Origin of the sequence: Nocardioides palaemonis (assembly GCF_018275325.1) — a bacterium.
Classification (GTDB): Bacteria; Actinomycetota; Actinomycetes; order Propionibacteriales; family Nocardioidaceae; genus Nocardioides; species Nocardioides palaemonis.
In genome coordinates, this window is sequence record NZ_JAGVQR010000001.1 from 525434 (window position 1) to 548581 (window position 23148).

Annotated in this window: 24 protein-coding genes; 14 read left to right on the forward strand and 10 right to left on the reverse strand. The window is 72.5% G+C overall.

Annotation, left to right across the window (positions count from 1 at the left end):
- Window positions 1-201: 201 nt before the first annotated feature.
- From KDN32_RS02485 to KDN32_RS02500, 4 genes are read right to left on the reverse strand one after another with little or no spacing between them, the layout of a single operon-like run.
- A complete protein-coding gene (locus KDN32_RS02485) occupies window positions 202-489 on the reverse strand; it encodes a colicin immunity domain-containing protein (protein WP_211730537.1) in 288 nt (95 codons plus the stop codon).
- Window positions 479-1798 (reverse strand): colicin D domain-containing protein, encoded by a 1320-nt coding sequence (locus tag KDN32_RS23155; protein WP_211730538.1) that lies wholly within the window; start codon window positions 1796-1798, stop codon window positions 479-481. The genes KDN32_RS02485 and KDN32_RS23155 overlap by 11 nt, the downstream gene beginning before the upstream one ends.
- Entirely contained in the window at window positions 1795-2094 is a 300-nt protein-coding gene (locus tag KDN32_RS02495; RefSeq protein ID WP_211730539.1) for a WXG100 family type VII secretion target, read from the reverse strand. Before KDN32_RS02495 ends, KDN32_RS23155 begins: the two co-directional genes overlap by 4 nt.
- Window positions 2091-2408, reverse strand: coding sequence for a WXG100 family type VII secretion target (locus tag KDN32_RS02500; protein ID WP_211730540.1), 318 nt, complete (start codon window positions 2406-2408; stop codon window positions 2091-2093). Before KDN32_RS02500 ends, KDN32_RS02495 begins: the two co-directional genes overlap by 4 nt.
- A gap of 136 nt (window positions 2409-2544) precedes the next feature.
- Between KDN32_RS02500 and KDN32_RS02505 the strand changes: the two genes are divergently transcribed.
- Together KDN32_RS02505 and KDN32_RS02510 are read left to right on the forward strand one after the other, a co-directional pair.
- Window positions 2545-3912: a GntP family permease gene (locus KDN32_RS02505; RefSeq protein WP_249216537.1), complete on the forward strand. Its 1368-nt coding sequence runs from the start codon at window positions 2545-2547 to the stop codon at window positions 3910-3912.
- Window positions 3905-4411: a gluconokinase gene (locus KDN32_RS02510; protein WP_249216335.1), complete on the forward strand. Its 507-nt coding sequence runs from the start codon at window positions 3905-3907 to the stop codon at window positions 4409-4411. The genes KDN32_RS02505 and KDN32_RS02510 overlap by 8 nt, the downstream gene beginning before the upstream one ends.
- Here the strand turns inward: KDN32_RS02510 and KDN32_RS02515 are convergent.
- Together KDN32_RS02515 and KDN32_RS22120 are read right to left on the reverse strand one after the other, a co-directional pair.
- Entirely contained in the window at window positions 4404-4889 is a 486-nt protein-coding gene (locus KDN32_RS02515; protein WP_211730542.1) for a TspO/MBR family protein, read from the reverse strand. The genes KDN32_RS02510 and KDN32_RS02515 overlap by 8 nt on opposite strands.
- 35 nt (window positions 4890-4924) lie before the next feature.
- A complete protein-coding gene (locus KDN32_RS22120; protein ID WP_249216336.1) occupies window positions 4925-6493 on the reverse strand; it encodes a bifunctional NAD(P)/FAD-dependent oxidoreductase/class I SAM-dependent methyltransferase in 1569 nt (522 codons plus the stop codon).
- A 67-nt stretch (window positions 6494-6560) separates the two neighbouring features.
- Here KDN32_RS22120 and KDN32_RS02530 point away from each other — a divergent pair, with 67 nt between their 5' ends.
- The 4 genes from KDN32_RS02530 (at window position 6561) to KDN32_RS02545 (ending at window position 9615) form a co-directional block, all read left to right on the forward strand.
- The gene (locus tag KDN32_RS02530; protein ID WP_211730543.1) at window positions 6561-7121 is read left to right on the forward strand and encodes a helix-turn-helix domain-containing protein; all 561 of its coding nucleotides are present in this window, start codon (window positions 6561-6563) and stop codon (window positions 7119-7121) included.
- A 41-nt stretch (window positions 7122-7162) separates the two neighbouring features.
- Window positions 7163-7375 carry a hypervirulence associated TUDOR domain-containing protein gene (locus KDN32_RS02535; RefSeq protein WP_211730544.1) on the forward strand — a complete coding sequence of 71 codons (213 nt, stop codon included), beginning with the start codon at window positions 7163-7165 and terminating at the stop codon, window positions 7373-7375.
- Between the two features lie 22 nt (window positions 7376-7397).
- Window positions 7398-8873 (forward strand): cryptochrome/photolyase family protein, encoded by a 1476-nt coding sequence (locus KDN32_RS02540; RefSeq protein WP_211730545.1) that lies wholly within the window; start codon window positions 7398-7400, stop codon window positions 8871-8873.
- A gap of 145 nt (window positions 8874-9018) precedes the next feature.
- A complete protein-coding gene (locus KDN32_RS02545; RefSeq protein ID WP_211730546.1) occupies window positions 9019-9615 on the forward strand; it encodes an AIM24 family protein in 597 nt (198 codons plus the stop codon).
- A 151-nt stretch (window positions 9616-9766) separates the two neighbouring features.
- On the opposite strand, the gene KDN32_RS02550 is transcribed toward KDN32_RS02545, so the two are convergent.
- On the reverse strand, window positions 9767-10927 hold the full coding sequence (locus tag KDN32_RS02550) for an endonuclease (RefSeq protein ID WP_211730547.1): 1161 nt from the start codon (window positions 10925-10927) through the stop codon (window positions 9767-9769).
- 240 nt (window positions 10928-11167) lie between these two features.
- Here KDN32_RS02550 and KDN32_RS02555 point away from each other — a divergent pair, with 240 nt between their 5' ends.
- The 5 genes from KDN32_RS02555 to KDN32_RS02575 are packed head-to-tail and all read left to right on the forward strand — an operon-like array spanning window position 11168 to window position 16764.
- A complete protein-coding gene (locus KDN32_RS02555; RefSeq protein ID WP_211730548.1) occupies window positions 11168-14551 on the forward strand; it encodes a sensor histidine kinase in 3384 nt (1127 codons plus the stop codon).
- Entirely contained in the window at window positions 14548-14985 is a 438-nt protein-coding gene (locus tag KDN32_RS02560; protein ID WP_211730549.1) for a roadblock/LC7 domain-containing protein, read from the forward strand. The genes KDN32_RS02555 and KDN32_RS02560 overlap by 4 nt, the downstream gene beginning before the upstream one ends.
- A gap of 14 nt (window positions 14986-14999) precedes the next feature.
- Window positions 15000-15368, forward strand: coding sequence for a DUF742 domain-containing protein (locus KDN32_RS02565; protein ID WP_211730550.1), 369 nt, complete (start codon window positions 15000-15002; stop codon window positions 15366-15368).
- Entirely contained in the window at window positions 15349-15945 is a 597-nt protein-coding gene (locus KDN32_RS02570; protein ID WP_230444388.1) for a GTP-binding protein, read from the forward strand. Before KDN32_RS02565 ends, KDN32_RS02570 begins: the two co-directional genes overlap by 20 nt.
- Before the next feature lie 3 nt (window positions 15946-15948).
- On the forward strand, window positions 15949-16764 hold the full coding sequence (locus tag KDN32_RS02575) for an ABC transporter substrate-binding protein (protein WP_211730552.1): 816 nt from the start codon (window positions 15949-15951) through the stop codon (window positions 16762-16764).
- Window positions 16765-16839: 75 nt separating this feature from the next.
- On the opposite strand, the gene KDN32_RS02580 is transcribed toward KDN32_RS02575, so the two are convergent.
- Together KDN32_RS02580 and KDN32_RS02585 are read right to left on the reverse strand one after the other, a co-directional pair.
- Complete coding sequence (locus KDN32_RS02580; protein WP_211730553.1) at window positions 16840-18000, reverse strand: calcium:cation antiporter; 1161 nt, start codon at window positions 17998-18000, stop codon at window positions 16840-16842.
- 35 nt (window positions 18001-18035) lie between these two features.
- Window positions 18036-19049 carry a GTP pyrophosphokinase gene (locus KDN32_RS02585; RefSeq protein WP_211730554.1) on the reverse strand — a complete coding sequence of 338 codons (1014 nt, stop codon included), beginning with the start codon at window positions 19047-19049 and terminating at the stop codon, window positions 18036-18038.
- Between the two features lie 83 nt (window positions 19050-19132).
- On the opposite strand from KDN32_RS02585, the gene KDN32_RS02590 reads away from it, so the two are divergent.
- Window positions 19133-19741, forward strand: a complete 609-nt coding sequence (locus tag KDN32_RS02590; RefSeq protein ID WP_211730555.1) for a hypothetical protein — start codon at window positions 19133-19135, stop codon at window positions 19739-19741.
- Between the two features lie 22 nt (window positions 19742-19763).
- Here the strand turns inward: KDN32_RS02590 and KDN32_RS23160 are convergent, their stop codons facing one another.
- Window positions 19764-21140, reverse strand: a complete 1377-nt coding sequence (locus tag KDN32_RS23160; protein WP_211730556.1) for a phosphodiester glycosidase family protein — start codon at window positions 21138-21140, stop codon at window positions 19764-19766.
- Between the two features lie 103 nt (window positions 21141-21243).
- Between KDN32_RS23160 and KDN32_RS02600 the strand changes: the two genes are divergently transcribed.
- Together KDN32_RS02600 and KDN32_RS02605 are read left to right on the forward strand one after the other, a co-directional pair.
- Complete coding sequence (locus KDN32_RS02600) at window positions 21244-22470, forward strand: site-specific DNA-methyltransferase (RefSeq protein WP_211730557.1); 1227 nt, start codon at window positions 21244-21246, stop codon at window positions 22468-22470.
- A 332-nt stretch (window positions 22471-22802) separates the two neighbouring features.
- Complete coding sequence (locus KDN32_RS02605) at window positions 22803-23120, forward strand: GIY-YIG nuclease family protein (RefSeq protein WP_211730558.1); 318 nt, start codon at window positions 22803-22805, stop codon at window positions 23118-23120.
- Window positions 23121-23148: the final 28 nt, after the last annotated feature.

A 23148-nucleotide genomic window follows, 5' to 3' on the forward strand; every position in this document is an offset into this window, starting at 1 on the left:
TGCGCCGCCGGCCCCGGCGGAGACGCGCAGGCAATGGTCGGTGGCGTGCGCGCGGCTCGCGCTCAGCGCCGGTCTGCAGGCGGAGCAATGCCTGCGTGTCTACGTCTCGCGCGCCGCGCGATGACCGCGGCCCGTCAGATCGGGGACTCCCGAGGCCATCTTGTGACACCAGGGCTCCACGGTCTCGACATGGACGGGCGATCAGCCCTCGTGATGCGTCAGCGCAGAGTGAGCACGGCGAATGGCCGCGCGGAGCTCGTCGCCGCCGGTGTCGCCGGGGTCGCGGAGTGCTGGATCGGACACGTACGACTCGACGGCCCAGAAGAGCTCGTCGAGCACTGCGGCGACGTCATCCGGCAGGTCCGCAGGCACGCGTGCGTGCAGCGCGAGGAACCGCTCTTCGAACTGGGCCAACGAGGCGTCGTCCGACTGGTGGTACTCGACGAGCCGCTTCAGCGAGTCGGTCGTGCTCTGCCTGTCATCCGCCACCGAGGTGTCCTTTGCTCAGGAGCTGGCTCAGCTGAGTGGGCGACAGTCGCCAGCCAGAGATGAAGTTGCCGTCTGCGTCGCACACGACGCAGCGGCGACTGTGCTGGTCAACGTACGCCACCACCTTGCCCGGCTGTCCGCGCATCGTGCACTCGAGTTCCTTGGTCGATGCGTCGCCCATGAACGATCTGAGTGCCTGCTTGAAGCGCTCGGCCGCGGCCGGGTTGTACGGCCCGTCGATGCCGAAGTCGCTCGCGTGCTTGAACTTCTTCTGCAGCTGCGGCGACGAGAACTTGCTTCGCGCCGCGCGACCCCAGCCTCCGACGCTCGCCGCCCCCCGCTCGTCCCGGACCCCGACCCGGACGTACCGCTCGAGCCGCACTCGCAGCTCGGAGAGCGTCGTACGCCCGGTGCGCAGGCGGGCGGCGGTGGAGGCGACGGAGACGCGGAGGGTGGAGATGAGCGCGTGGAAGCGCGGGGCGACGGCGCGGATGCGGGCGAGCAGGGCGCCCATGCCGAGGCTGCCGCCGAGCGGGCCGCTGACGGCGGTGATCAGTGCGGAGATCGCCACGCCCTCGATCGCCATCGAGGCGACCTCCTCGAGCAGGGCACGGGTCCGCTCGTGCACGGCCTCGATCGCGGCGGCGTGCTCGTCGCAGGCCACGCCGAGGGCGGCGAGCTCGGCGGCGACGTCGACCACGAGCGAGCGGACGTCGGCCAGGCAGGTGAGGACGACGGGCACCTCGGGCGAGACCTGCGCCTCGACGAAGGCGCGGGCGGAGGCGAGGTGGTCGACGAAGCCGGCCACGGACTCCGACGCGCGCCGCCAGGTGGTGGCGGCGTCGCGGAGCAGGTCGACGTCGCCGCTCGGCCACACGAAGCCCTCGACGTGGTCGAGGATCCAGCGGTCGACGGCGCCGAACGACGGCTCCTGCGCGCCGAGGCTCGACGGCGGGACGGTCGGCACCACCACGACGTAGGCGTCGGAGGTCAGGCCCGCGGACACCGAGCCGAGGACCTGCCCGGCCACGGCCGACTCGGCCTGCGCGTGATGGGTGCCGGTGGCGGCCAGCAGACGACCCAGGCCGATGAACGCGTGGGCGAGGTCGGCGAGCGCGGCGACCGCCTCGCGCGCGCCGTCGTCGTAGGCGGCGGCGAACTCCGTGCTCGCGCTGTCGTTGCCGGCCATCCCGGCGAGGCCGGCCAGCTTGGCGGTGAGGGTGTCGGTGGCGAGCGCGGTGACCTGGTTGGCGGTGCGTGCGGCGTCGGAGGCGTCGTCGAAGCCCCCGCAGGCGACGCTGATCCTCACGGCGCGACCTGGCGCCAGAGCTCGAGGTTGGACGTGACGGCAGCCGCGTAGTGCTCATCGGCCGCGGCCGCCACCGCACGGAGCGCCGCCAGGGCGGTCACCATGTCGGCGCAGTCCGCGCGCCACGCGGCGTGCGCCGACGACTGCGCGTCGGCGGTGAGCCCGGCCCAGCCGCCCTGCAGCCTGACCTGCAGCGCGTCGACGTCCGCGGCCAGCGCGAGGAGGTCGCGCTGGCAACCGGCCAGGGAGGAGACCGCGGCGCGCAGCTCGTCGACGTCGACGTCGTAGGCGGTCACCCGAGCCGCCCCGCGAGCGCCGCGGCGGCCCCACCGCGGAGCGCGTCGACCTCGAGCATCTCGACGCGGGCGAGGTCGATCGCGGCGAGGGAGGCGCCGAGCGCGTCGAGGACTGCGGCCGCGTGGTCGTCCCACTGGGTCCACTGCTCACCGAAGCCCGTGGCGGCGGCGCCGTGCCAGCTGTCCAGAAGCCGCGCGACGGTCGTCGCCGCGGCCCGGCGACGCTCGTCGAGGTCGACCAGGCGGGTGTGCAGGTCGCGGCTGGTGGTGGCCTGGCCGTCGCCGTCGAGGGCGATCGTTCCCGAGATGATCATGGGACGACCCTCGCCCGCGGGGGTGCCGCTGCGACACCCCCGCGACGCGATCTGTGGAGAACTCCCGCCGGTCCGGGCTGTCACCCCTGCCGCTTAAGGTGTCCCGAACCCATCTCGGAGGTACCTCGTGGATCCCATGACCCCCGTCCACGGCTCGGGCACCCTGCTGCTCATCGCCGCGGTCGCCGTCGCCGCACTGCTCGTGCTGATCATCGCGCTGCGCATGCACGCCTTCGTGGCGCTGGTGCTGATCAGCTTCGCGACCGCCGTGGTCGCGGGCGTGCCGGTGGCAGACGTCCCCACCGTCGCGATATCCGCGTTCGGCTCGACCCTCGGCTCGGTGGCCCTGCTGGTCGGCCTCGGCGTGATGATCGGGCGGATCCTCGAGGTGACCGGCGGCGCCCAGGTGCTGGCCGACACCCTGGTCAGCCGCTTCGGCGAGAAGCGCGCGCCGCTGGCGCTCGGCGTCGCCGCGCTGCTCTTCGGCCTGCCGATCTTCTTCGACGCCGGCCTCGTCGTGTTCCTGCCGATCATCTTCTCGGTCGCCAAGCGGTTCGGCGGCTCGGTGCTGATGTACGCCCTGCCCGCCGCCGGCGCGTTCGCCGCGATGCACGCGATCGTCCCGCCGCACCCCGGCCCGGTCACCGCCGCGACCGAGATCGGCGCCAGCATCGGCCTGACCCTGCTCGTCGGCGTGGTCGCCGCAGTCGTCGCGTGGTTCGTCGGCGTCTACGCCGTCACGGTCGGCGCGCTCGGCAAGGTGCACGTCCCGATCGACGACTCGGTCCTCACCGGCGGCCGCGAGGCCGACACCGAGCACCGTCCGTCCTTCGGCCACGTGCTGGCGATCCTGCTGCTGCCGCTCGTGCTGATCGGCGCCAACACCGTCCTGACCACGCTGCGCACCAACGGCTCGATCGACGCCGAGGGCGGGCTGGTCGACGCCCTGGTGTTCGTCGGCCAGACGCCGGTCGCGCTGCTGATCGCGCTGCTCGTCGCGACCTACACCCTCGCCGTGCGCCACCACTCGCGCGCCGAGGTCGAGACGCTGCTCAACGACGCGCTCGGCCCGATCTGCGCGATCATCCTGATCACCGGCGCAGGCGGGATGTTCGGCGGCGTGCTGCGCTACAGCGGCATCGGCGCCGCGCTGTCCGACTCGCTCGCCGACCTCGGCCTGCCCCTGGTCGTCTCCGCGTTCGTCATCGCCACCATCCTCCGCGTCGCGCAGGGCTCGGCGACCGTCGCGCTCACGACGACCGCGGGCCTGATCTCCGCCGGCGTCGCCGACGCCGACCCCTCCTCGCTCCAGCTGGTCGCGCTGGTGCTGGCGATCGCGGCCGGCGCGACGGTGCTGTCCCACGTCAACGACTCGGGCTTCTGGCTGGTCAGCCGGTTCTTCGGGATGGACGTCAAGACCACCCTCAAGACCTGGACCGTGCTCGAGACGACCCTGGGCGTGAGCATCTTCGTGCTGGCGCTCGGCGTGTGGGCCGTTGGCTAGCGCGCTGCACCTCGTCTTCATGGGCGTCTCCGGGTCGGGGAAGTCCACGGTCGCCCGCGCCGTCGAGGAGCTGCTGGGCTGGGACTTCGCCGAGGGCGACGACTTCCACCCGCCGGCCAACGTCGCCAAGATGGCCGACGGCACGCCGCTCACCGACGCCGACCGGTGGGAGTGGCTGGAGTCGCTGGCCGACTGGACCGCCGAGCGCGACGCCCGCGGCGAGCCGACGATCATCACCTGCAGCGCGCTGCGGGTGGCCTACCGCGACGTGCTGCGGCGCGGGGGAGAGAACACCTTCTTCGTGCACTGCACCGGCGACAAGCACCTCGTCCTGCAGCGGATGAACGCCCGCGAGCACTTCATGCCGCCGAGCCTGCTGGAGTCGCAGCTCGACACCCTCGAGCCGCTGCGGCCCGACGAGGCCGGGATGGACGTCGACCCGGCGCTCCCGGTCGACCGGATCGCCGCGCTGGTGCTGGCCCGCCTCGACCTCAGTTGAGGACGACGATCCCGGCGTTGAGCGCGGTCGCGAAGCAGACCCAGGCGAGGTACGGCACGAGCAGCCAGGCCGCGACCCGCGAGCGCCGCCACGACCAGGCGATCAGCAGCGCCACCGACGCGGCGAGGAACAGGATCTCCACGAGCGCCACGGTGTAGAGGTCGGCTGCGAAGAACAGCGGCGTCCACGCCAGGTTGAGCAGCAGCTGTGCGGTCCACAGCCACATCACGCGGTCCCAGCCGCCGGCGCGCCAGAGCAGCCAGCCGGCCACGCCGATCATCACGTAGAGCACCGACCAGACCGGGCCGAAGAGCGACGACGGCGGGGCGTACGGCGGCAGCTCGAGCGCGCGGTAGGTGGCCTGCGACCCTGCCGCCGCGAGCCCGCCGATCCCCGCCACGGCCGTGACCGCGACGAGGAACGGCACGACCGTCCACCAGGTGCGGGCAGGGGGAAGGGTGACGTCCCGGGTGCTCATGTCCTCCAGTCTGCCGGGGTCGTCGGCGCCACCGTTCACCCCTTGCGGCGGGCTCGCAGCGTGGCGTCGGCGATCTCGATCTCCTCTCCGGTCTCGGGGTGCGCCTGCGTCCGCGGCCGCGACTCGCACACCTCGACCACCCAGTCGTCGTCGAGCGCCGGCAGCAGCTGGTCGGCGGTGTGCATGAACGAGACGTGCCCGTGCCGCACGCCCGAGTGCAGGTCGCTCGGCGCGTGGCCGACGACCAGCAGGGTGCCGCCGGGCGCGACCGCGGAGGCCAGACGGCGTACGACGTCGACCATGCCGCCGTCGGGCAGGTGCACGAAGTGCGCGGTGACGAGGTCCCACGTCTCGCCGCCCGGCTCGAAGGTGCGGACGTCGAGCAGGCGGGTCTCCACCCGGTCGGCCACGCCGGCCTCCTCGGCGTGCGCGGCCACTCGGGACAGGGCCGCCTCCGCGAAGTCGGACGCGGTCACCTGCCAGCCGCGCCCGGCCAGCCAGAGCGCGTCGCCACCCTCCCCGCAGCCGACGTCGAGCGCCCGGCCGGGGGAGAGGTCGGCTGCCTCGGCCGCGAGCTGCACGTTGACCTTGCCGCTCCACACGCGGTCGCCGGAGTAGCGCTCCTCCCACGCCGGCCGCTCGAACATCGACGCCCGGCGCTCCGCGACCGCCGCGGCGGCGTCCTCGGCCGCGAGCTCGGCGTTGATGAACGCGCCGACGCGCGTGCCGTGGGCGGCGGAGGCGACGAGGATCATCGAGACGTCGGTGACGTTGCCGGCGGCGAAGATGCCGGGCACCGACGTCGCGCCCGTCGGCTCAACGGCCAGCACCGACCCGAACGCGACGCCGTTCATCTCGAACGGCACCGGCTCGATGCCGAGCGGGCCGAGGAAGTCGGCGCGGGCGTGCACCTTCGACGCCACCACGATCGCGTCGCGCTCGAGGACCGACCCGTCGGCGAGCAGCAGCCCGACCAGGTCGTCGCCGTCGGTCACCACCTCGCGCGGCGTGCCGTGCACCACCTGCACGCCGATCGCCCCCATCTTCTCCAGCTCCTCGTCGGGCAGCTCGACGCCGTCGTGGACCACCATCACCACGTCGTCGGAGAGCTGGCGGAAGAGCAGTCCCTGGTGGCCGGCCATCGGGGTCGTGGCGAGCACGGCGATGCGCTGGTCGCGGACCTCCCAGCCGTGGCAGTAGGGGCAGTGCAGGACGTCGCGTCCCCACCGCTCCGCGAGGCCGGGCACGTCGGGCAGCTCGTCGACGACCCCGCCCGCGACGAGGATCCGGCGCGCGCGCACCCGCCGCCCACCCTCGGTGGTGACGAGGAAGTCGCCGGCCTCGCCGGACAGGCCGACCACGCGGTCGGCCAGCACCTCGACGCCGTACGCCGCGACCTCGGCGCGGCCGATCTCGAGCAGCTCGAGGGGGTCGACGCCCTCGCGGCCGAGGTAGTTGTGGGCGTGGCCGGCGGGGGCGTTGCGCGGTTCGCCGGCGTCGACGACCAGCACCGAGCGGCGCGACCGCCCCAGCGCCATCGCACCGCTCAGGCCGGCGGCACCGCCGCCGACCACCACCACGTCGTAGGTCGGGTTCTCAGTCATGGTCACCACTGTGCGCGCTGCGTGCGGTATTGACAAACAATCTTGCTGAAATGACAAACTGGGGGACATGGACGACGAGTCGGTGCTGCGAGGGGTGGGTCCGCGGCTGCGCCAGCTGCGGCTGGAGCGCGAGGCCACGCTGACGGACCTCGCCGAGGAGACCGGCATCTCGGTGAGCACGCTGTCGCGCCTGGAGTCGGGGCAGCGCAAGCCGACCCTCGAGCTGCTGCTCCCGCTCGCCCGCGCCCACCGGGTCGCGCTCGACGAGCTGGTCGACGCCCCCGAGACCGGCGACCCGCGGGTGCGCTCGAAGCCGATGGTCCGCCACGGGCGCACCTTCATCTCCCTCACCCGCCGCCCCGGCGGGCTGCAGTCGTTCAAGATGGTGATGCCGGTCGACGACGACCCCGCGCCCACGCTGCGCACCCACGAGGGCTACGAGTGGCTCTACGTCCTCAGCGGGCGGGTGCGGCTCCTCCTCGGCTCCCGCGACCTGGTGCTCGAGCCCGGCGAGGTCGTCGAGTTCGACACCCGCACCCCCCACTGGGTCGGCAACCCGGGGCCGACGCCGGCGGAGGTGCTGGCGATCTTCGGCCCGCAGGGGGAGCGGATGCACGTCCGGTCCTGAGGGGTGGTCCCGGTGACGGAGGCGGCTGGCACCGTGGACGCATGGCGATCCGCACCGGCACGAGCGTGAAGTGGAAGTGGGGCTCCTCGTGGGCCGAGGGCACCGTGAAGGAGGTCCACCACGACGAGGTGTCCCGCACCACCAAGGGCGAGAAGGTCACCCGCAAGGGCAGCGACGACGACCCGGCCTACGTCATCGAGCAGGAGGACGGCACCACCGTCCTCAAGCTGCAGAGCGAGGTCGAGCGCGCCTGAGCGCGCTCGCAGGCTCGCGACCATGACCACCCGCTGGCTCTTCGGTGACCAGCTCGGGCCGCACTTCACCGACGACCACCGCGGTCCGCTGCTGATGGTGGAGTCGCGCGCGGTCTTCCGGCGCCGGCGCTTCCACCGGGCCAAGGCCCACCTCGTGCTCAGCGCGATGCGCCACCGCGCGGCCGAGTTCGGCGACCGGATGACCTACGCCCGCGCCGACACGTACGGCGAGGTGGTGCGTGAGGTCGACGGTGACGTCGAGGTCGTGCACCCGACGTCGTACGCCGCGCTCGGGCTGGTCGAGCGGCTCGGCGCGACCGTCCTGCCGCCGCGCGGCTTCGCGACGGCGCGCGAGGACTTCGAGCGCTGGGCCGAGGGCCGCGGCGCGAAGCGGCTCTTGATGGAGGACTTCTACCGCCGCGCCCGCCTCGCCCACGGCGTGCTCCTCGACGGCGGCGAGCCGGCCGGCGGGAGGTGGAACTTCGACCACGACAACCGCGAGCCACCACCGAGGGGCGCGGCGTCGCTGGGCGTCGCCGACCCGTGGTGGCCCACCGAGGACGACGTCGACGCCGAGGTGCGCGACGACCTCGACCGCTGGGAGCGCGAGGAGGGGATCGAGACGATCGGCCGCGACGGTCCGCGCCGGTTCCCGGTGACCCGCCGCGAGGCGCTGGCCGCGCTCGACCACTTCGTCGAGCACCGGCTGCCGCACTTCGGCGCCCACGAGGACGCGATCCTCGAGGGCGACCCGTGGATGGCGCACAGCCTGGTCAGCGCCCCGCTCAACCTCGGCCTGCTCGATCCGCTGGAGGTCGTCGAGCGCGCGGAGGAGGCCTACCGCTCGGGCGGCGCGCCGATCTCGAGCGTCGAGGGGTTCGTGCGCCAGGTGATCGGCTGGCGCGACTACGTCTGGCACACCTACTGGCACCAGGGCGACGCGTACCGCCGGGAGAACGCGCTGCGCGCCACCGAGCGGATGCCGCGGTGGTTCACCGACCTCGACGCCGCAGCGACCGACGCACGCTGCCTGTCGCACACGCTCGACCAGGTCGCCGAGCACGGCTGGGTCCACCACATCCCGCGGCTGATGGTGCTGGGCTCGTACGCCCTGCAGCGCGGGTGGGCGCCGACCCAGGTCACCGACTGGTTCCACCGTGCGTTCGTCGACGGCTACGACTGGGTGATGGTGCCCAACATCGTCGGCATGTCGCAGCACGCCGACGGCGGCGTGATGATGACGAAGCCCTACACCTCGGGCGGCGCCTACATCAACAAGATGTCCGACCACTGCGGCTCGTGCCGCTTCGACCCGAAGGTGCGGGTGGGGGACGACGCCTGCCCCTTCACTGCGGGCTACTGGTGGTTCCTCGACCGCCATCGCGAGCGCTTCGCCGGCAACCACCGGATGTCGCGCGCGGTCAACGGCCTCGACCGCCTCTCCGACCTCGCTGAGCTGGTCGAGCAGGAGGACGCGCGCGGCAACCGGGCGCCCTGAGGCTCACTAGGCTCGTCCGCACCGACGGCCAGCGGGGCCGTCGACGACGAGGGGACACCATGCGCAGCGAGCTGTTCGACCAGGCCAACCAGGAGAGCACCACCACCGAGCGGTTCAGCCTCCACCACGCAAGACGCTGCGCGCCGTGCTCGGCGAGCCGGTGCTCGCCGCCAAGGGCGCGATGGTCGCCTACCAGGGCCAGGTCACCTTCGAGCACAAGTCGGCCGGCTCCCTCGGCAAGATGATGCGGCGCCTCGTGACGTCCGAGGACACCCCGCTGATGACCGTGTCGGGCCAGGGCGAGGTGTTCTTCGCCGACACGGCCAAGGACGTCTTCCTGGTGGCGCTCGAGGGGGACGGGCTGTCGGTCAACGGCACCGCGCTGCTCGCGATGGACGCGACGCTCGACTACGACGTGCACCGGGTCAAGGGCGCCGGGATGATGAGCGGCGGCATGTTCAACACGCTGATCCAGGGCCACGGCACGGTCGCGCTCACCAGCGACGGCCAGCCGCTGATCCTCGACTGCTCGCAGACCCCGACCTACGTCGACATCAACGCCGCGGTCTGCTGGTCGGCCAACCTGGTCCCGCAGGTCGTCAGCTCGATGAACATGCGCTCGATGCTGCGCGGCGGGACCGGCGAGGCGTTCCAGTACGCCTTCTCCGGACCCGGGTTCGTCGTGGTGCAGCCGTCCGAGGGTCCGGTCGTCCCGCCCCACAGCCACGGCTCGGGCAGCTGACGCGGCATGGGGCGGGCGCTCGCCCGACCGCCCGCCCGCCCGCCCGCCCCACGGCGTACTCCGCACCCGGGGTTCGTGCTTCGCACCCGAGATCGCGGGTGCGAAGCACGAAGGTCCCCGGATATCCGGGGACTTCGGGTCGAGCCCGCGATCAGTTCCAGATCGCCGCAGCCCACTCCGGGTGGTCGATGAACGGGTTCCGGTTGCCCTGCCACTGCGAGTAGATGCGGTCATTGCGGCGCATCTCGAAGGCGTCGACGGGGTCGGCGGCGTTCCACTGCAGCAGCACGTCGACGTCGCCGATGCGCGGGACGGCGCTGCCGGAGACGGTGCTCAGCTCGAGGTCCTGGAAGCCGTCGTCGCCGTTGTAGCGCACCGCCATGTAGAACAGCATCCTCGCCACGTCGCCCTTGACCGCGTCGCGCGGCTCGAAGGAGTCGGAGTCGGTCCAGCAGTCGGTGCAGCCGGAGACCGCGGAGCCGCCGTTGTCGAAGTCCTTGTTGCCGCGGGTGCCGTTGACGGTGACGTCCTCGGGGCGCAGGTGGTGCAGGTCGGTGCCCGGTCCGGCGCTGGTGGTGAAGCCGCCGCGCGACTGGGCGAAGACGTGCTCACGGTTCCACTGCCCCGTGCCGCCGCCGTTGTTCGTCTTGGCGATCGAGCGGCCGGTGTAGAGCTCGATGACGTTGTTGGTGTTGTCGGGGTCCTGGTCGGTGTCCTTCAGCGCGGTCCACACGGTGTCGTAGGAGACGGCCGTGTTGCCGTCGATGATGTCGTGGAGCGAGCTCTTGAGCGCCGCGCCGGTCTTGCCGATCGCGGGTGCGTAGTAGGTGCTGTCGTACGGCCCGCTGCCGCCGGTGGGCGGCGGGTCGGTGGGCGTGGTGCCGCCGGCCAGCGCGAAGGCCGAGGTGCTGGTCATCCCGGGGTGGGAGAAGTACGCCGAGAGCGTCCCCGTCACGTCGACCTGCTTGCCCATCAGCGACGGGTTCGACTGCAGGCCCCACTGGGAGCGGAACGCGCTGGGGATCTGGACGTAGAGCATGGAGGACGTGCTCGTCTGCGAGGCGGAGTCGGCGATCGCGAGCGCGAAGTCGTTGGGGAAGCCGGAGCGGACGACCGTGCTGGTGGCCGTCGGCTGCCCCACGACGTAGCCGCGGACGGTCTGGGACGCGCCGGTCTGCTGGCCGATGGCCTGGCTGACGGTGAGGGGGGTGGCTGCCCGGGCCGGCGAGGACACCGACGGGAGGACGAGCAGGACGAGGGTGGTCACGAGGGCGGCCGCGAGCGACCGACCCTTCCCGAGATGAAGAGTCATGGCGGGGAGCCTGCCGCAACCTCTCCCGGGAGGGAAGGGGGACGCGCTCGCGGTCACCCACGCGTCGACTCGTCGTCGCCGGGGCGTCACCCCCGCACGTTGACGATCCACATACACCTTCGAGACACAGTTCTGGGAAAACGCCACGGAATGTCGCGCAGATCCCTAAGTTGAGTTTGCTCCGGTCCAGACCGAAGCGCTCGTTTCGTCGTCGAATCGCTCACGTATCGCGAGGCACACATGACTCAGGATGCAGCCACCACCCGCCAGGGTGCGGCCAGCACGGTCGCCGGCTGGCCGCTGCGCCGCAAGATCGCGCTCGCCCTGGCGATCCCGCTGCTGCTCGCCGCCCTCCTCGGTGGCCTGCGGGTCCAGAACGACCTCGCGGACTCGCGCAGCGCGTCGAGCAGCGCCAACCAGGTGACGATCATCCAGCCCGCCGTCGACTACCTGACCGCCGCGGAGACCGCCATGGTCGCCGCGCAGTCCGACAGCGCGGCCAGCCAGGGCGACCTGATCGACGCCATCGACGACATCACCACCGACGCCGACGCCCTCGAGCAGGCCCGCGACAGCGCCGACCTCACCGACCTCCAGGCCGCCCACGTCAACGCGCTGCTCGACCTCAGCCAGGCCATCCGCGGCGAGGGCGCCGAGGACCTCGGCCCCGCGACCTGGATCGCCCTGGTGCGCCAGCTCGAGTCGAGCGTGTCGCAGCTGATCACCAGCGTCAACGCCGCCCAGGACACGCCGGAGCCCCGGCTCGAGCAGATCTCGCAGGCGATGAGCGGCCGGCTCTCCCTCGCCATGCAGCAGGGACTGCTCGCCACCACGCTCTCGCAGTCGAGCTCGCAGGAGCTGTTCTCGGAGGTCGGCGTGGAGGCGGCGGCCATCGACCGTCTCGCCGGCTCGGTCACCGGCGCCGAGGCGCAGACCGCCGAGCTCCGCACGCAGAACACCCGCCACGCCGGGCAGATCCGCGACAACTCCGCCACGAACCTCGACGGCCGCGACGCCTACGCGCCCTACGACCAGATCACCGCCAAGCTGCTCAAGGGCGTGACCGCGTCGCTCAACGAGGCCGCCTCCGACGCCCGCCGCAACGCCATCCTCGGTGCCGCGCTGGTCCTGCTGGCCCTCGCCGTCGCGGTCGCCATCGCGCTCTACATCGCGCGCAGCCTCCTCGAGCCGATCGGCCGCGTCCGCGAGGGCGCCCTGGCCGTGGCCCGCCACCGCCTGCCCGACGCGGTCGCCCGGATCCGCGCGGGCCAGGAGCCCGAGCCGATCAAGACGATCGACGTCACCACCAACGAGGAGATCGGCCAGGTCGCCCGAGCGGTCGACGACCTCCACCGCCAGGCCATCCACCTCGCGTCGGGCGAGGCCCAGCTCCGCCAGACCGTCAACGCGATGTTCGTGACGCTCTCGCGCCGGTCCAACTCGCTGGTCAACCAGCAGCTGGCCCAGATCGAGCGCCTCGAGCACGACGAGGAGGACCCCAAGCGCCTCGAGTCGCTGTTCCGCCTCGACCACCTCGCCTCGCGCATGCGTCGTACGGCCGACTCGCTGCTGATCCTCGCCGACGCCCCGAACCGCGCTGCCGGGTCGTTCAGCCTCACCATCGGCGAGGCCCTGCAGGCCGCGACGTCGGGCGTGCAGGACTACCAGCGGGTGCAGATCCTGTCGCACCTCGCCACCCGCGTCGGCGAGGACGCCGCCGCCGACCTGGTGCACCTGCTCACCGAGCTGGTCGACAACGCGCTCACCTACTCCCCGCCGACCGAGCCGGTCCGGCTCGCCGCCAAGCTCCAGGGCGACGGCGTGGCGATCACCATCACCGACTCCGGCCTCGGGGTGCCGCCGGCCGAGCTCGAGCAGCTCAACCGCGACCTCGAGCACGGCGCGGAGGCGACGCCCGACACCGCCCGCCGGATGGGCCTGTTCGTGGTCTCGCGCCTCGCCGAGCGCCACGGCATCGTCGTGACCCTCGACCGCAACCCGGGTGGTGGCATGACGGCGACCGTCGCGCTGCCGGCCCCGGTGCTGCCGGACCTGCCGCAGACCTCGGTCGCGCCGGCCCAGGGTGCAGAGTCCCTCGAGTCGCCCGTGCGCCTGCCGGAGCCGGAGGCCGTCGAGGCGCCGACCGTGCCGACCGAGCCCAAGCGCAGCAGCCGGACCCTGAGCCGCGCCGAGCGGGCCGAGGCCAAGGCCGCGTCGAAGGCAGCCGCCAAGGCGGAGAAGGCGGAGAAGGCGGAGAAGGCCGAGGCCGAGAAGGCCCAGAAGGCCGCGAAGCCCGAGCAGCCCGTGACGGTCGAGGAGCCGGCGACCGCCCCGGTCGCCGAGGCCGCCCCTGCCGCGTCCGAGCCCACGCCGGACCGTCCGCCGCTGGAGAGCCTGCTGCCGCGCCGCGAGCCCGGCGCCAACATGCCCCGCACCGGAGCCGACGCGTTCCTGCCGCCGGAGACCTCCGGCGCGACCGGTCCGCTCTTCGGCAAGCGCTCCACGCCGAGCACGCCGACCTCCGAGTCGTCGTCCGACGCCGCCGACGCTGCCGCGGAGCCGGCCGCCTCGACCGCGCCCGACGCGGCCGAGAAGGTCGCCCCGGTGGTCCCGATCACCGCGCTCGCCTCGCGGCAGCGTGCCCAGGCCGAGGAGGCGCGCTCCGCCACGCCCGAGGTCGAGGCGGAGCCCGAGGTCGCAGAGCCCGAGGTCGCGGTCGACCGGACGCCGGACCCGCTCACCGACCCGCTCCCCGAGGAGCCGGCCGCCGAGGCCGAGCCCCAGGTCGAGGAGCCGGTCGTCGAGGAGCCGGTCGTCGAGGAGCCTGTCGTCGAGGAGCCTGTCGTCGAGGAGCCTGTCGTCGAGGAGCCTGTCGTCGAGGAGCCTGTCGTCCAGGAGCCCGTCGCCGAGGAGCCCCCGGTCGAGCAGGTGGCGGCGCACGCGGACGAGGACGACCTCGAGGTGGACGCGGCCGACCCGCTCGGTCTCGACACGCCCCGTGAGCCCGTCGCCGTCGAGCCGGAGCCCGTCGAGCCGGAGCCCGAGCCCGTCGCCGTCGAGCCGGAGCCCGAGCCCGTCGCCGTCGAGCCGGAGCCCGAGCCGGAGCCCGTCGCCGTCGAGCCGGAGCCGGAGCCGGAGCCCGAGCCGGAGCCGCAGCTCGAGCCGGCCGTCGCGCTCAACGGTGCCGCCAACGGTGCCGCCAACGGTGCGCTGCCGACGCGTACGCCCGGCGCCGCCGCCGAGATCAACCGCGACATGCCCGGCCTGCCGAGCTCCTCGGAGCCGGTCCGGGTGGGCGGCGACTCGCCGATCTTCAAGTCGATGCGGTCGGGCTGGCTGACCGGCGACGCGACCCAGATCCACGAGACCGAGGTCGACCGCGGCTGGGAGATCGCCGAGCACGTGGCCGAGGAGGTCCCGGTGCCGGCGGCCACGCCGAGCGGACTTCCGCGACGTGCCCCCGGAGAGCGCCTGGTGCCGGGTAGCGTGACCCCGCCCACAGCCGCCAAGACGCGTGACCCCGAAGCCATCAGGCGTCGGCTCCAGGCCCACTCCGCGGGAGTGTCCCGCGGACGACGAGCAGCCCAAAGTTCCCCCCAGCACACGGAAGCAGGCCCCGCATGAGCTACGAATCCTCCGCCGCCGTTCCCAGCGCCACCGCTGCGGACGACCGCGACCTCGACTGGGTGATGTCGCGGTTCGTCGAGGAAGTCCCCGACGCCGCGCACGCGATCCTGGTCTCCGCCGACGGCCTGCTGATGGCCTCGAGCACGAGCATCCCCGGTGAGCGCGCCGAGCAGGTGGCCGCCGTCTCCTCCGGTCTGGCGAGCCTCGCGGTCGGTGCCGCGCGCCTGTTCGAGGGCGGCTCGGTCATGCAGACCATCGTCGAGATGGAGATGGGCTTCCTGATGCTCATGAGCGTCGGTGACGGGTCGAACCTGACCGTGCTCACCACCGAGGAGGCCGACATCGGCCAGGTGGGCTACGAGATGGCCCTCCTCGTGGACCGTGTGGGACGTACCGTCGAGGCCCAGGCCCGCGTCGGTACGGGCGGCTGACCGGAGCTCCGGGCATGACGCCGCCAGTCGAGCCGGAGGACGAGGGCTACCGCCCTCGGCTGATCCGGTCGTACACCATCACCGCTGGGCGGACGGCGACCACCGTCGACCTGCCCATGGAGGCCACGCTGCGCCTCCAGGCCGGTGCGGAGGCGCCCGTCCTCACCCCCTCTGCCGCGCAGGTCCTCGAGGTCTGCGACCGGCGATCCGTAGCCGAGGTGTCGGCGCTGACCAAGATGCCGATCGGCGTCACCCGGGTGCTGCTGGGTGACCTGATCGAGCAGGGCCTGGTCCGGATCCAGGCCACCATCACCGAGAAGACGTCGACAGATGAGCGTCTCGAGCTCATCGAAAGGACCCTCCGTGGACTTCGAAACTACTAAGGCACAGCGAGCGGCTGCGTCGACGAAGATCGTCATCGCAGGCGGCTTCGGCGTCGGCAAGTCGACGCTCGTCGGCGCCGTCTCGGAGATCGACCCGCTGCGCACCGAGGCACTCGTGACCAACGAGTCCGAGGGCGTCGACGACCTCGCCGCCGTGCCGACCAAGGCGACCACCACGGTCGCCATGGACTTCGGCCGCCTGACCCTGGCCGAGGACCTGGTCCTCTACCTGTTCGGCACGCCCGGACAGCGCCGCTTCTGGTTCATGTGGGACGACCTGTGCCGCGGCGCCATCGGCGCCATCGTGCTGGTCGACGTCGCCCGCCTCGACGAGTCGTTCTCGCCGCTGGACTACTTCGAGTCCAAGGGCATCCCGTTCATCGTCGCGGTCAACGAGTTCGACGGCGTCCCGCGCTACCCCGCCTCGGAGATCGCGGCTGCGCTCGCGCTGCCGCCCGAGGTGCCGATCATCAGCCTGGACGCCCGCGACCGCGAGCAGGCCAAGGGCGCGCTCGTGAAGATCACCGAATACGCCCTCATGCGACTGCGCGAGTCGCTCACCGTGAATGCGAACTGACCCATGACCCGCATCCCCGCCCGTCCCGGGCCCCTTCGAGTCGCTGCCGCCGCCCTCTCGGCGATGGCCCTGATGACCACGCTGAGCGCCTGCGGCGGCAGCGCCAACGGTGAGTCGGCCGACGCGCTCAGCACCGTCGACCTGGTGTTCGACGGCGTGCTGACCGTCTGCACCGACAGCCCGTACCAGCCCTTCGTCTACGAGGAGAAGGGCAAGCTGGTCGGCTTCGACGTCGACCTGGGCAAGGCCGTCGCCGACGCGCTGAAGGTCGACATCGACGTAGTCGACGTGTCCTTCGACGACATCACGTCGGGCGACGCGCTCAACAAGGACGTGTGTGACGTCGCGATCTCGGCGATGACCATCACCGGCGACCGGGCGCGCGTCCTGGACTTCTCCAGTCCGTACTTCGACGCCAAGCAGGCGCTCATCACGCCGCGCGGGTCGGGGCTCGACCAGCTCGAGGAGCTGGGCGGCAAGCGGGTCGGCGTCCAGAAGGACACCACCGGCGAGACCTACATCAGCGACTTCGCGCCGGAGTCCACCCAGGTCACGGCCTACGACGACGCTGCCGGGCTGCAGGCGGCGCTGGCCGCCGGGGAGCTGGACGCGGCGGTGCTCGACAACACCGTCTCGGGCCAGTTCGTCAAGGAGAACCCGAGCCTCAAGCTCGCCAAGGAGTTCGAGACCGGCGAGCAGTACGGCATGGCGGTGAAGAAGGACGGCAACATCCCGCTCCTGCGCACCATCAACAGCACGCTCGCCGACCTCCGCGAGAACGGCACCTACGACGAGATCTACGCCTCGTACTTCGGCTGATCGCCTGACCACCCGAGCGGTGGTCCACCCACGCTCCCGGCTCCGGGACGGTGGGTGGGCCACCGCTCGCGTGCGTCAGGGGGCGATGGTGAGGAACAGGAACGACGCCAGCAGGACGAGGTGCACGCCGCCCTGCAGCGTCTTGGCCCGCCCCGGCACCACGGTGAGGATCGCGACGGCGGCGGTGAGCAGCAGCAGGACGGTCTGCAGCTGGTTGAGGCCGAGCTCGAGCGGGCCCTCGAGCCAGATGCTCGCGATGGCGATCGCCGGGATGGTGAGGCCGATCGAGGCCATCGCGGAGCCGAGGGCGAGGTTGAGGCTCACCTGGACGCGGTTGCGCAGCGCGGCGCGCACCGCCGCGATCGTCTCGGGGGCGAGCACCAGGAGGGCGATCACGACGCCGACGACGGCGTTGGGGAAGCCCAGTGCGGCCACACCGGACTCGATGGCCGGCGACTCGATCTTGGCGAGGCCGACGACCGCGACGAGCGACAGCACGAGCAGCCCGAGGCTGGCGAGCGCCGCACGGTTGGTCGGCGGGTCGGCGTGGCCGTCCTCGTCGAGGTCGACCGGCTCGTGCTCGAAGGAGTCGGACGGCGCGGCGGACGGTGCGTCCGCGCCCCGGGTCGCCACCATCGGGACGTACTGCTGGGGCGCCACCGGCAGGAAGAAGTCGCGGTGGCGGATGGTCTGGGTGAACACGAACATGCCGTAGAGCGCGAGGGACGCGATCGCGGCGAAGGCGAGCTGGGCGCCGGTGAACTCGGGACCGGGCTCGGAGGTGGTCACCGACGGGATGACCAGGCACAGGACGGCCAGCGAGATCACCGTGGCGAGCGCGGCGCCGGTGCCCTCGGGGTTGAAGACCGCGAGGTGGTGCTTGAGGGCGCCCACCAGCAGCGAGATCCCGACGATGCCGTTGACCGTGATCATCACGGCCGCGAAGACGGTGTCGCGGGCCAGCCCGGAGGCGTCCTTGTCGGCGGTCACCATCAGCGTGACGATCAGCCCGACCTCGATGATCGTGACCGCGACGGCGAGCACGAGGGAGCCGTACGGCTCACCCACCCGGTGGGCGACCACCTCGGCGTGGTGGACGGCCGCCAGGACCGCGCCGACCAGCAGGAGCGCGAGGACGCCGAGCACGAGGCTGCTCTCGGGATGGGCGAACCAGGCCGGCACGAGGGCCACGATGGCCAGGACGGGGGCGAGGGTGGTCCACGACGGCCGGGTCATGCCGCAACCCTAGGGGGCCTGCCTGAGCGCGGCTCTCAGGTCTCGGGGGTGGAGAGCCGCTCGAGCCGCGCCCGGAGCTTGGGGATCCGGTGGCTGTTGCCTTCGAGGGAGACGTACTGCTCGCCGAAGATCGCGAGCAGCGCGTCGTCGAGGCGCCGCACGGCACCGGCGGGGTAGCGGTAGCCCATCCGCCGGATGACCGCGTCGGCGTCGACGGACGTGAGCAGGTCGGCGAGGTCGTCGACGGTGCCGATGCCGAGCTGGGCGAGCAGGTCGGCGATCCAGTCGTAGTGGTCGGTGTGGGACCAGCCGGCGTCGCTGTAGTGGCCGGCCAGGAACGTCGCGAGCTCCTGGCCGACGATGTGGTCGGCCTCCGGCTCGGCCTGCCGTCCCGGGGCCGCTGCCTGGATCCGCTCGCGGATGGTGGCGAACTCCTGGTCGGCGAGCTCGATGAGGCCGGCGGCGAGGGTGAAGCGCCGGTCGAGGTCGGCGGCCGCCTCCTCTGGCACGTTGCCCTTGTAGCGGATGTCGTGCTCGAACTCGGCCCACGCGTGCTGGAGCACGGTGCGGACCTGGACGCTGCCGCGGTGCCCGACGAGGTCGCGGTGCGCCTCGTCGTCCTCGCGCACCCGCACCAGCAGGTGGCGGCTGGCGTAGCCGAAACGACCCGACCGGGCCGTCTCCGCGCCGAGGTCGCGGTCGTCGAGCAGGTCGAGCTCGTCGGCGAGCAGGTCCGCCACGGCTGCCACGTCGCTGTGCACGTAGGTGATGACCCGGACGCCGATCTGGTCGGTGATCTGGGTGAGCGGCTCGGGGTAGAGGAGGCGCCCGTCGGCGCTCCGGTTGGCCTTCGCGGCGAACGACGCGACGCTCTTGGTGCGACCGGTGACGCTGAGGTAGTCGATGCCGGCGTCGTCGAGCAGGGTGCGGACGAGCGTGACGTAGCCGGCCGTCGCGGCGGTCAGCTGCGGCTGGAGCGCGGCGTACTCGCGCACCGCCTCGCGGACGGGCTCGGTCGCGCGGTCGGCCTCGGGCTCGGTGTCCGGCATGCGCCCAGCCTGCCAGTGGCGCCTGCGTCGCGTCGACGCGCCTGCCGGGGGAGCCGACGGCGGGCCGCTACCGTCTGATCACCATGACGACCTCACTGCGCCGCTCGGGCGCCCGCACCCGGACCCTCGCCGCCCTCGTCTCGGGCGTCGCCCTCACCGCGGCCCTCGCCGGCTGCGGCTCCGACGACGGTGGCGACGACACGGCCACGGACCCGGCCGCCTCCTCGAGCCCGTCGCCCAGCGAGAGCCCCAGCGAGACGCCGAGCGAGACGCCGAGCGAGACGCCGAGCGAGTCGACGTCCGCGCCCGCCACGCCTGCCCCCGAGCCGATCGAGGTACGCGGGTCGGCCGGCGTCACCGAGGCCGTGCTGGTCACCGGCACCGATGCGGGCGGCCAGGCCTCCGACATGGCGTTCGCGCTCGACACCGACCAGGCGCGGACCGACTTCGTCTCGGGGCTCTCCCCGGAGTTCGGTGCCGTGGTCAGCCAGACCGCCGCCGAGCAGCAGGACGCCGCCAGCGGTGCGACGACCTACGGCGCGATCGCCGGCGTGGGCTGCGAGCGTCCGCGGCAGGTGGCGATCGAGCCGGGTGAGGCCGGTTTCCAGGTCGTCGCCAAGCTGCCCAAGGGCAACATCGAGTGCTTCGCCGCGATGACCTTCGTCGTCGTCTTCACCGTGCCCGACGCCTGAGGCGCCGGGCACGTCTCCGGGGTCAGGCCGGGGGCGGCGTCGTCGGCGTGACGGTCGGGGTCGGCGTGATCGGCACGACCGGCGGCAGCTCAGCGTTGTAGAAGACCCCGAACGCGTTGGCGACGAGTCGCTCGTTGCCGTCGGACGGCTCGTTGATGAGGCCCATCGCGCCGGTGGCGCCGCGGGTGTACATCGCCGACGAGCCGCCGCCGTCGAAGTTGATCGCGTTCTCCGCGCCCAGCGCGGTCATCATGTCGGCGAGCTCGACCATGGTGTAGCCGCGGCTGACCGTCGAGCGGCCGTCCACGACGAGGATCAGCAGCTTGCGGCCGTCGGCGTCGATGCCCACCGCGGTGCGCGGGTGCGCGATCGTGTCGTTGATGACCGAGCGGACGCCGTTGACGAGCAGCGGGCGGTCGCCGCTGACGGCGAGCGTCGGCGTGCCGCCGCCGATGCGCTGCCTCAGCGTGAGCTTCTTGCCCTTCTTGAGGGTCTTCAGCTTGGCGGCCATCGGGCCGGTGCCGATCAGCACCCGCTCCACCTTGTGGATCTTCTTCCCGCTCGACAGCTTCGGGCGGTTGGACACGACCCGGTTCTTGCGCAGCCACACCTCACGCGCGCGCTTCTTGCCGGCGGTCACCTCGTAGCCTGCGGTGCGGTGCCAGTCGGAGTCGTAGACGCCGATCTCGCCGGGCGTCACCGACGGGTGGTTGATGCCGGAGATCGCCCACTTCTGGCGCTGGCGCAGGACGTACTGGAGGCTCAGCGGGCTGATGTGCGGGCCGTCGGCGTCGAACCAGAGCGTGGAGTTGACTCCCGGGATCCAGCCGTCGCGGGAGCCGCCGAGCGTGCCGCGGTCCTGGTCGACGGTGATGCCGAGCGGCGCGTCGGTGCGGCCGATGTCGAAGAAGTCGCCGTTGACCGCGGCGAGCGCCCCGTTCCAGGCGCCGAACTCGCTGACCTTCTTGCGGCTGGTGACGTAGGTCGGCGACAGCGAGCCGAAGCTGACGTTGGGGGCGTCGAGGCTGACGCTGACGAGGTTCATCCGGACCTGGCCGACCGGCTGGCGCCCGTCGACCTGGTCCCACTCGCGGACCGTGATGCCGGGGGCGATCTCATAGCTGACGTCGTTGGCCGTCGTCGCCTTGCCGCGCAGGTTGACCGGCGGGCCGACGACGGTGCCGGGCTTGCCGTCGGAGGTCTGGTTGCGCCCGCGGTAGCCGCTGGTCGACCCCTTCGCGAGGCCGGCGCGGGCCTGCGTGGTCGGGGCGCCGTCGCGGTCGTCAGCCATCGACGGGGCGACGCCGAGACCGGCCACCAGGACACCGGCGGTGGCGACGGTGAGCAGGCGGCCGCGCGTCAGCGGGGCACGGGAAGGGCGGCGGGTGAAGGCAGGCACGCGCTCCAGAGTAAAGGACGCTGTGGTACTGGTGGGAAAATTGGGACGAGCAGGTCGGTGCACGCCCCTGCGGTACGCGTCGCGAGCGCCTAGGCTGCCCGTCGTGCCAGACGAGCCGGTCCCGCCCGCCCCGGTCCGCCCGGGGGAGGCGTGGAACACCCTCCTCGTCGGCGACAACCTCGACGTGCTGCCGCGGCTGGCCCCAGGGTCGGTCGACCTCGTCTGCACCGACCCGCCCTACAACACGGGCAACGACTTCGCCTATGCCGACCGCTTCCGCGACGCGGCGCGCGACGCCCCGCACGCCGACGCCCACGCCCGTCGCCACTCCGCGTGGACGGCGATGATGCGCCCGCGCCTCGAGGCGGTGCGCACCGTGCTCGCGCCCCACGGCGCGGTCTTCGTGAGCATCGACGACAACGAGGCGGCCCACCTGCGCCTGCTGATGGACGAGGTGTTCGGGGAGGCCAACTTCCTCGCGCAGGTGGTGGTCAACCTCAACCCCAAGGGCCGCCAGCTCGGCCGCGGGTTCGCGACCAGCCACGAGTACGTCCTGGCGTACGCCCGCGACGTGTCCCGGTGCGTCGTCGACGGGAGCTCGAGCGGGGCGGTCGACGAGGCCGACTTCCCGCAGACGTCGGCCGACGGGCGGCGCTTCCGCTACCTCCCGCTGCGCAACACCAACACCAAGTTCAACCCGCTGACGGCGCCGACCCTGCACTACCCGCTGTGGGGCGACCCGGTCAGCGGACGCGTGGCGACCGCGGCGTTCGCCGGGGCGCGGGAGCTGACGCCGGTCTTCGGCGACGGTCGTCCGGCGGTGTGGCGGTGGTCGCGACCGCGGGTCGACGAGCGCCTCGACGACCTCGAGTGCCGGGTGATCCGCGGGCGCGGCGGCGAGCGCGCGGACATCTTCCAGCGCGACTGGCTGCACCGTGAGGGCGGTCGGCGCAAGAAGCTCCGCACGATCTGGCTGGCCGAGGAGATCGGCTCGACCGACACCGCGGTCGCCGAGCTCAAGGCGCTCGTCGGCAAGGTGTTCGAGTCGCCCAAGCCGACCGGGCTGGTGCGGCGGATCCTCGAGACCGTGCCCGACGACGTCCTGGTGCTCGACCCGTTCGCCGGCAGCGGCACGACCGGTCACGCCGTCGCGCTCGCCAACCTCGCCGACGGCGGCTCGCGCCGCTGCATCAGCATCAACTCCGCCGAGCCGACGCGCGAGGGGTCCGATGCCCGGCTCGCCGGCCTGGCGACGGTCGCCGACATCACCCGAGCGCGCCTGGCCGCCGTCGCCGACCAGCTCGGCGGCGGGCTCGACGTCCTCCCCTGACGCTCCTCGGTGGTTGAGGTGCGAGCGGAGCCCCTCGGTGGTTGAGGTGCGAGCGGAGCGAGCCTCGAAACCACGCTTCCTTCGGTGGTTGAGGTGCGAGCGGAGCGAGCCTCGAAACCACGCTTCCTTCGGTGGTTGAGGTGCGAGCGGAGCGAGCCTCGAAACCACGTCGGACTGCTCTCGCAGGTTTCGAGGCTCGTCGCTAGCGCTCCTCGCACCTCAACCAGCGAGGGGCTGGCGCTCCTCGCACCTCAACCAGCGAGGGATCCGCTCGTCCACAGATCGCCGCCACCCCCTCGCGAGGACGCTCGCCGATGGCGACCATCGATCCCATGCCCTTCGTCTACATGCTCCGCTGCGCCGACGGGTCCTACTACGTCGGCAGCACCCGCAGCCTCGAGCTGCGGATGTTCCAGCACAACTCCGACCGGGACGGCTGCGCGTACACCCGATCGCGGCGCCCGGTGACGCTCGTGTGGCACGAAGAGGTGGAGCACGTCGGTCTGGCCTTCGCCCTCGAGAAGCAGATCCAGGGCTGGAGCCGGCGCAAGCGCGAGGCCCTCATCCGCGGGGACTTCGACGCGCTCCCCGAGCTGGCCTCCCGGCGTGGGGGCAAGCCGCGCCCCACCGAGCCGCCCCTCGGTGGTTGAGGTGCGAGCGGAGCGAGCCTCGAAACCA

Excerpts from the sequence above, each read along its gene's own strand:
- KDN32_RS02500 (WP_211730540.1), bottom strand. The coding sequence starts at position 2,408 with ATGATCATCTCGGGAACGATCGCCCTCGACGGCGACGGCCAGGCCACC.
- KDN32_RS02505 (WP_249216537.1), top strand. The coding sequence starts at position 2,545 with ATGACCCCCGTCCACGGCTCGGGCACCCTGCTGCTCATCGCCGCGGTC.
- KDN32_RS02515 (WP_211730542.1), bottom strand. The coding sequence starts at position 4,889 with ATGAGCACCCGGGACGTCACCCTTCCCCCTGCCCGCACCTGGTGGACG.
- KDN32_RS22120 (WP_249216336.1), bottom strand. The coding sequence starts at position 6,493 with ATGACTGAGAACCCGACCTACGACGTGGTGGTGGTCGGCGGCGGTGCC.
- KDN32_RS02530 (WP_211730543.1), top strand. The coding sequence starts at position 6,561 with ATGGACGACGAGTCGGTGCTGCGAGGGGTGGGTCCGCGGCTGCGCCAG.
- KDN32_RS02535 (WP_211730544.1), top strand. The coding sequence starts at position 7,163 with ATGGCGATCCGCACCGGCACGAGCGTGAAGTGGAAGTGGGGCTCCTCG.
- KDN32_RS02540 (WP_211730545.1), top strand. The coding sequence starts at position 7,398 with ATGACCACCCGCTGGCTCTTCGGTGACCAGCTCGGGCCGCACTTCACC.
- KDN32_RS02550 (WP_211730547.1), bottom strand. The coding sequence starts at position 10,927 with ATGACTCTTCATCTCGGGAAGGGTCGGTCGCTCGCGGCCGCCCTCGTG.
- KDN32_RS02555 (WP_211730548.1), top strand. The coding sequence starts at position 11,168 with ATGACTCAGGATGCAGCCACCACCCGCCAGGGTGCGGCCAGCACGGTC.
- KDN32_RS02560 (WP_211730549.1), top strand. The coding sequence starts at position 14,548 with ATGAGCTACGAATCCTCCGCCGCCGTTCCCAGCGCCACCGCTGCGGAC.
- KDN32_RS02565 (WP_211730550.1), top strand. The coding sequence starts at position 15,000 with ATGACGCCGCCAGTCGAGCCGGAGGACGAGGGCTACCGCCCTCGGCTG.
- KDN32_RS02575 (WP_211730552.1), top strand. The coding sequence starts at position 15,949 with ATGACCCGCATCCCCGCCCGTCCCGGGCCCCTTCGAGTCGCTGCCGCC.
- KDN32_RS02580 (WP_211730553.1), bottom strand. The coding sequence starts at position 18,000 with ATGACCCGGCCGTCGTGGACCACCCTCGCCCCCGTCCTGGCCATCGTG.
- KDN32_RS02585 (WP_211730554.1), bottom strand. The coding sequence starts at position 19,049 with ATGCCGGACACCGAGCCCGAGGCCGACCGCGCGACCGAGCCCGTCCGC.
- KDN32_RS02590 (WP_211730555.1), top strand. The coding sequence starts at position 19,133 with ATGACGACCTCACTGCGCCGCTCGGGCGCCCGCACCCGGACCCTCGCC.
- KDN32_RS02605 (WP_211730558.1), top strand. The coding sequence starts at position 22,803 with ATGCCCTTCGTCTACATGCTCCGCTGCGCCGACGGGTCCTACTACGTC.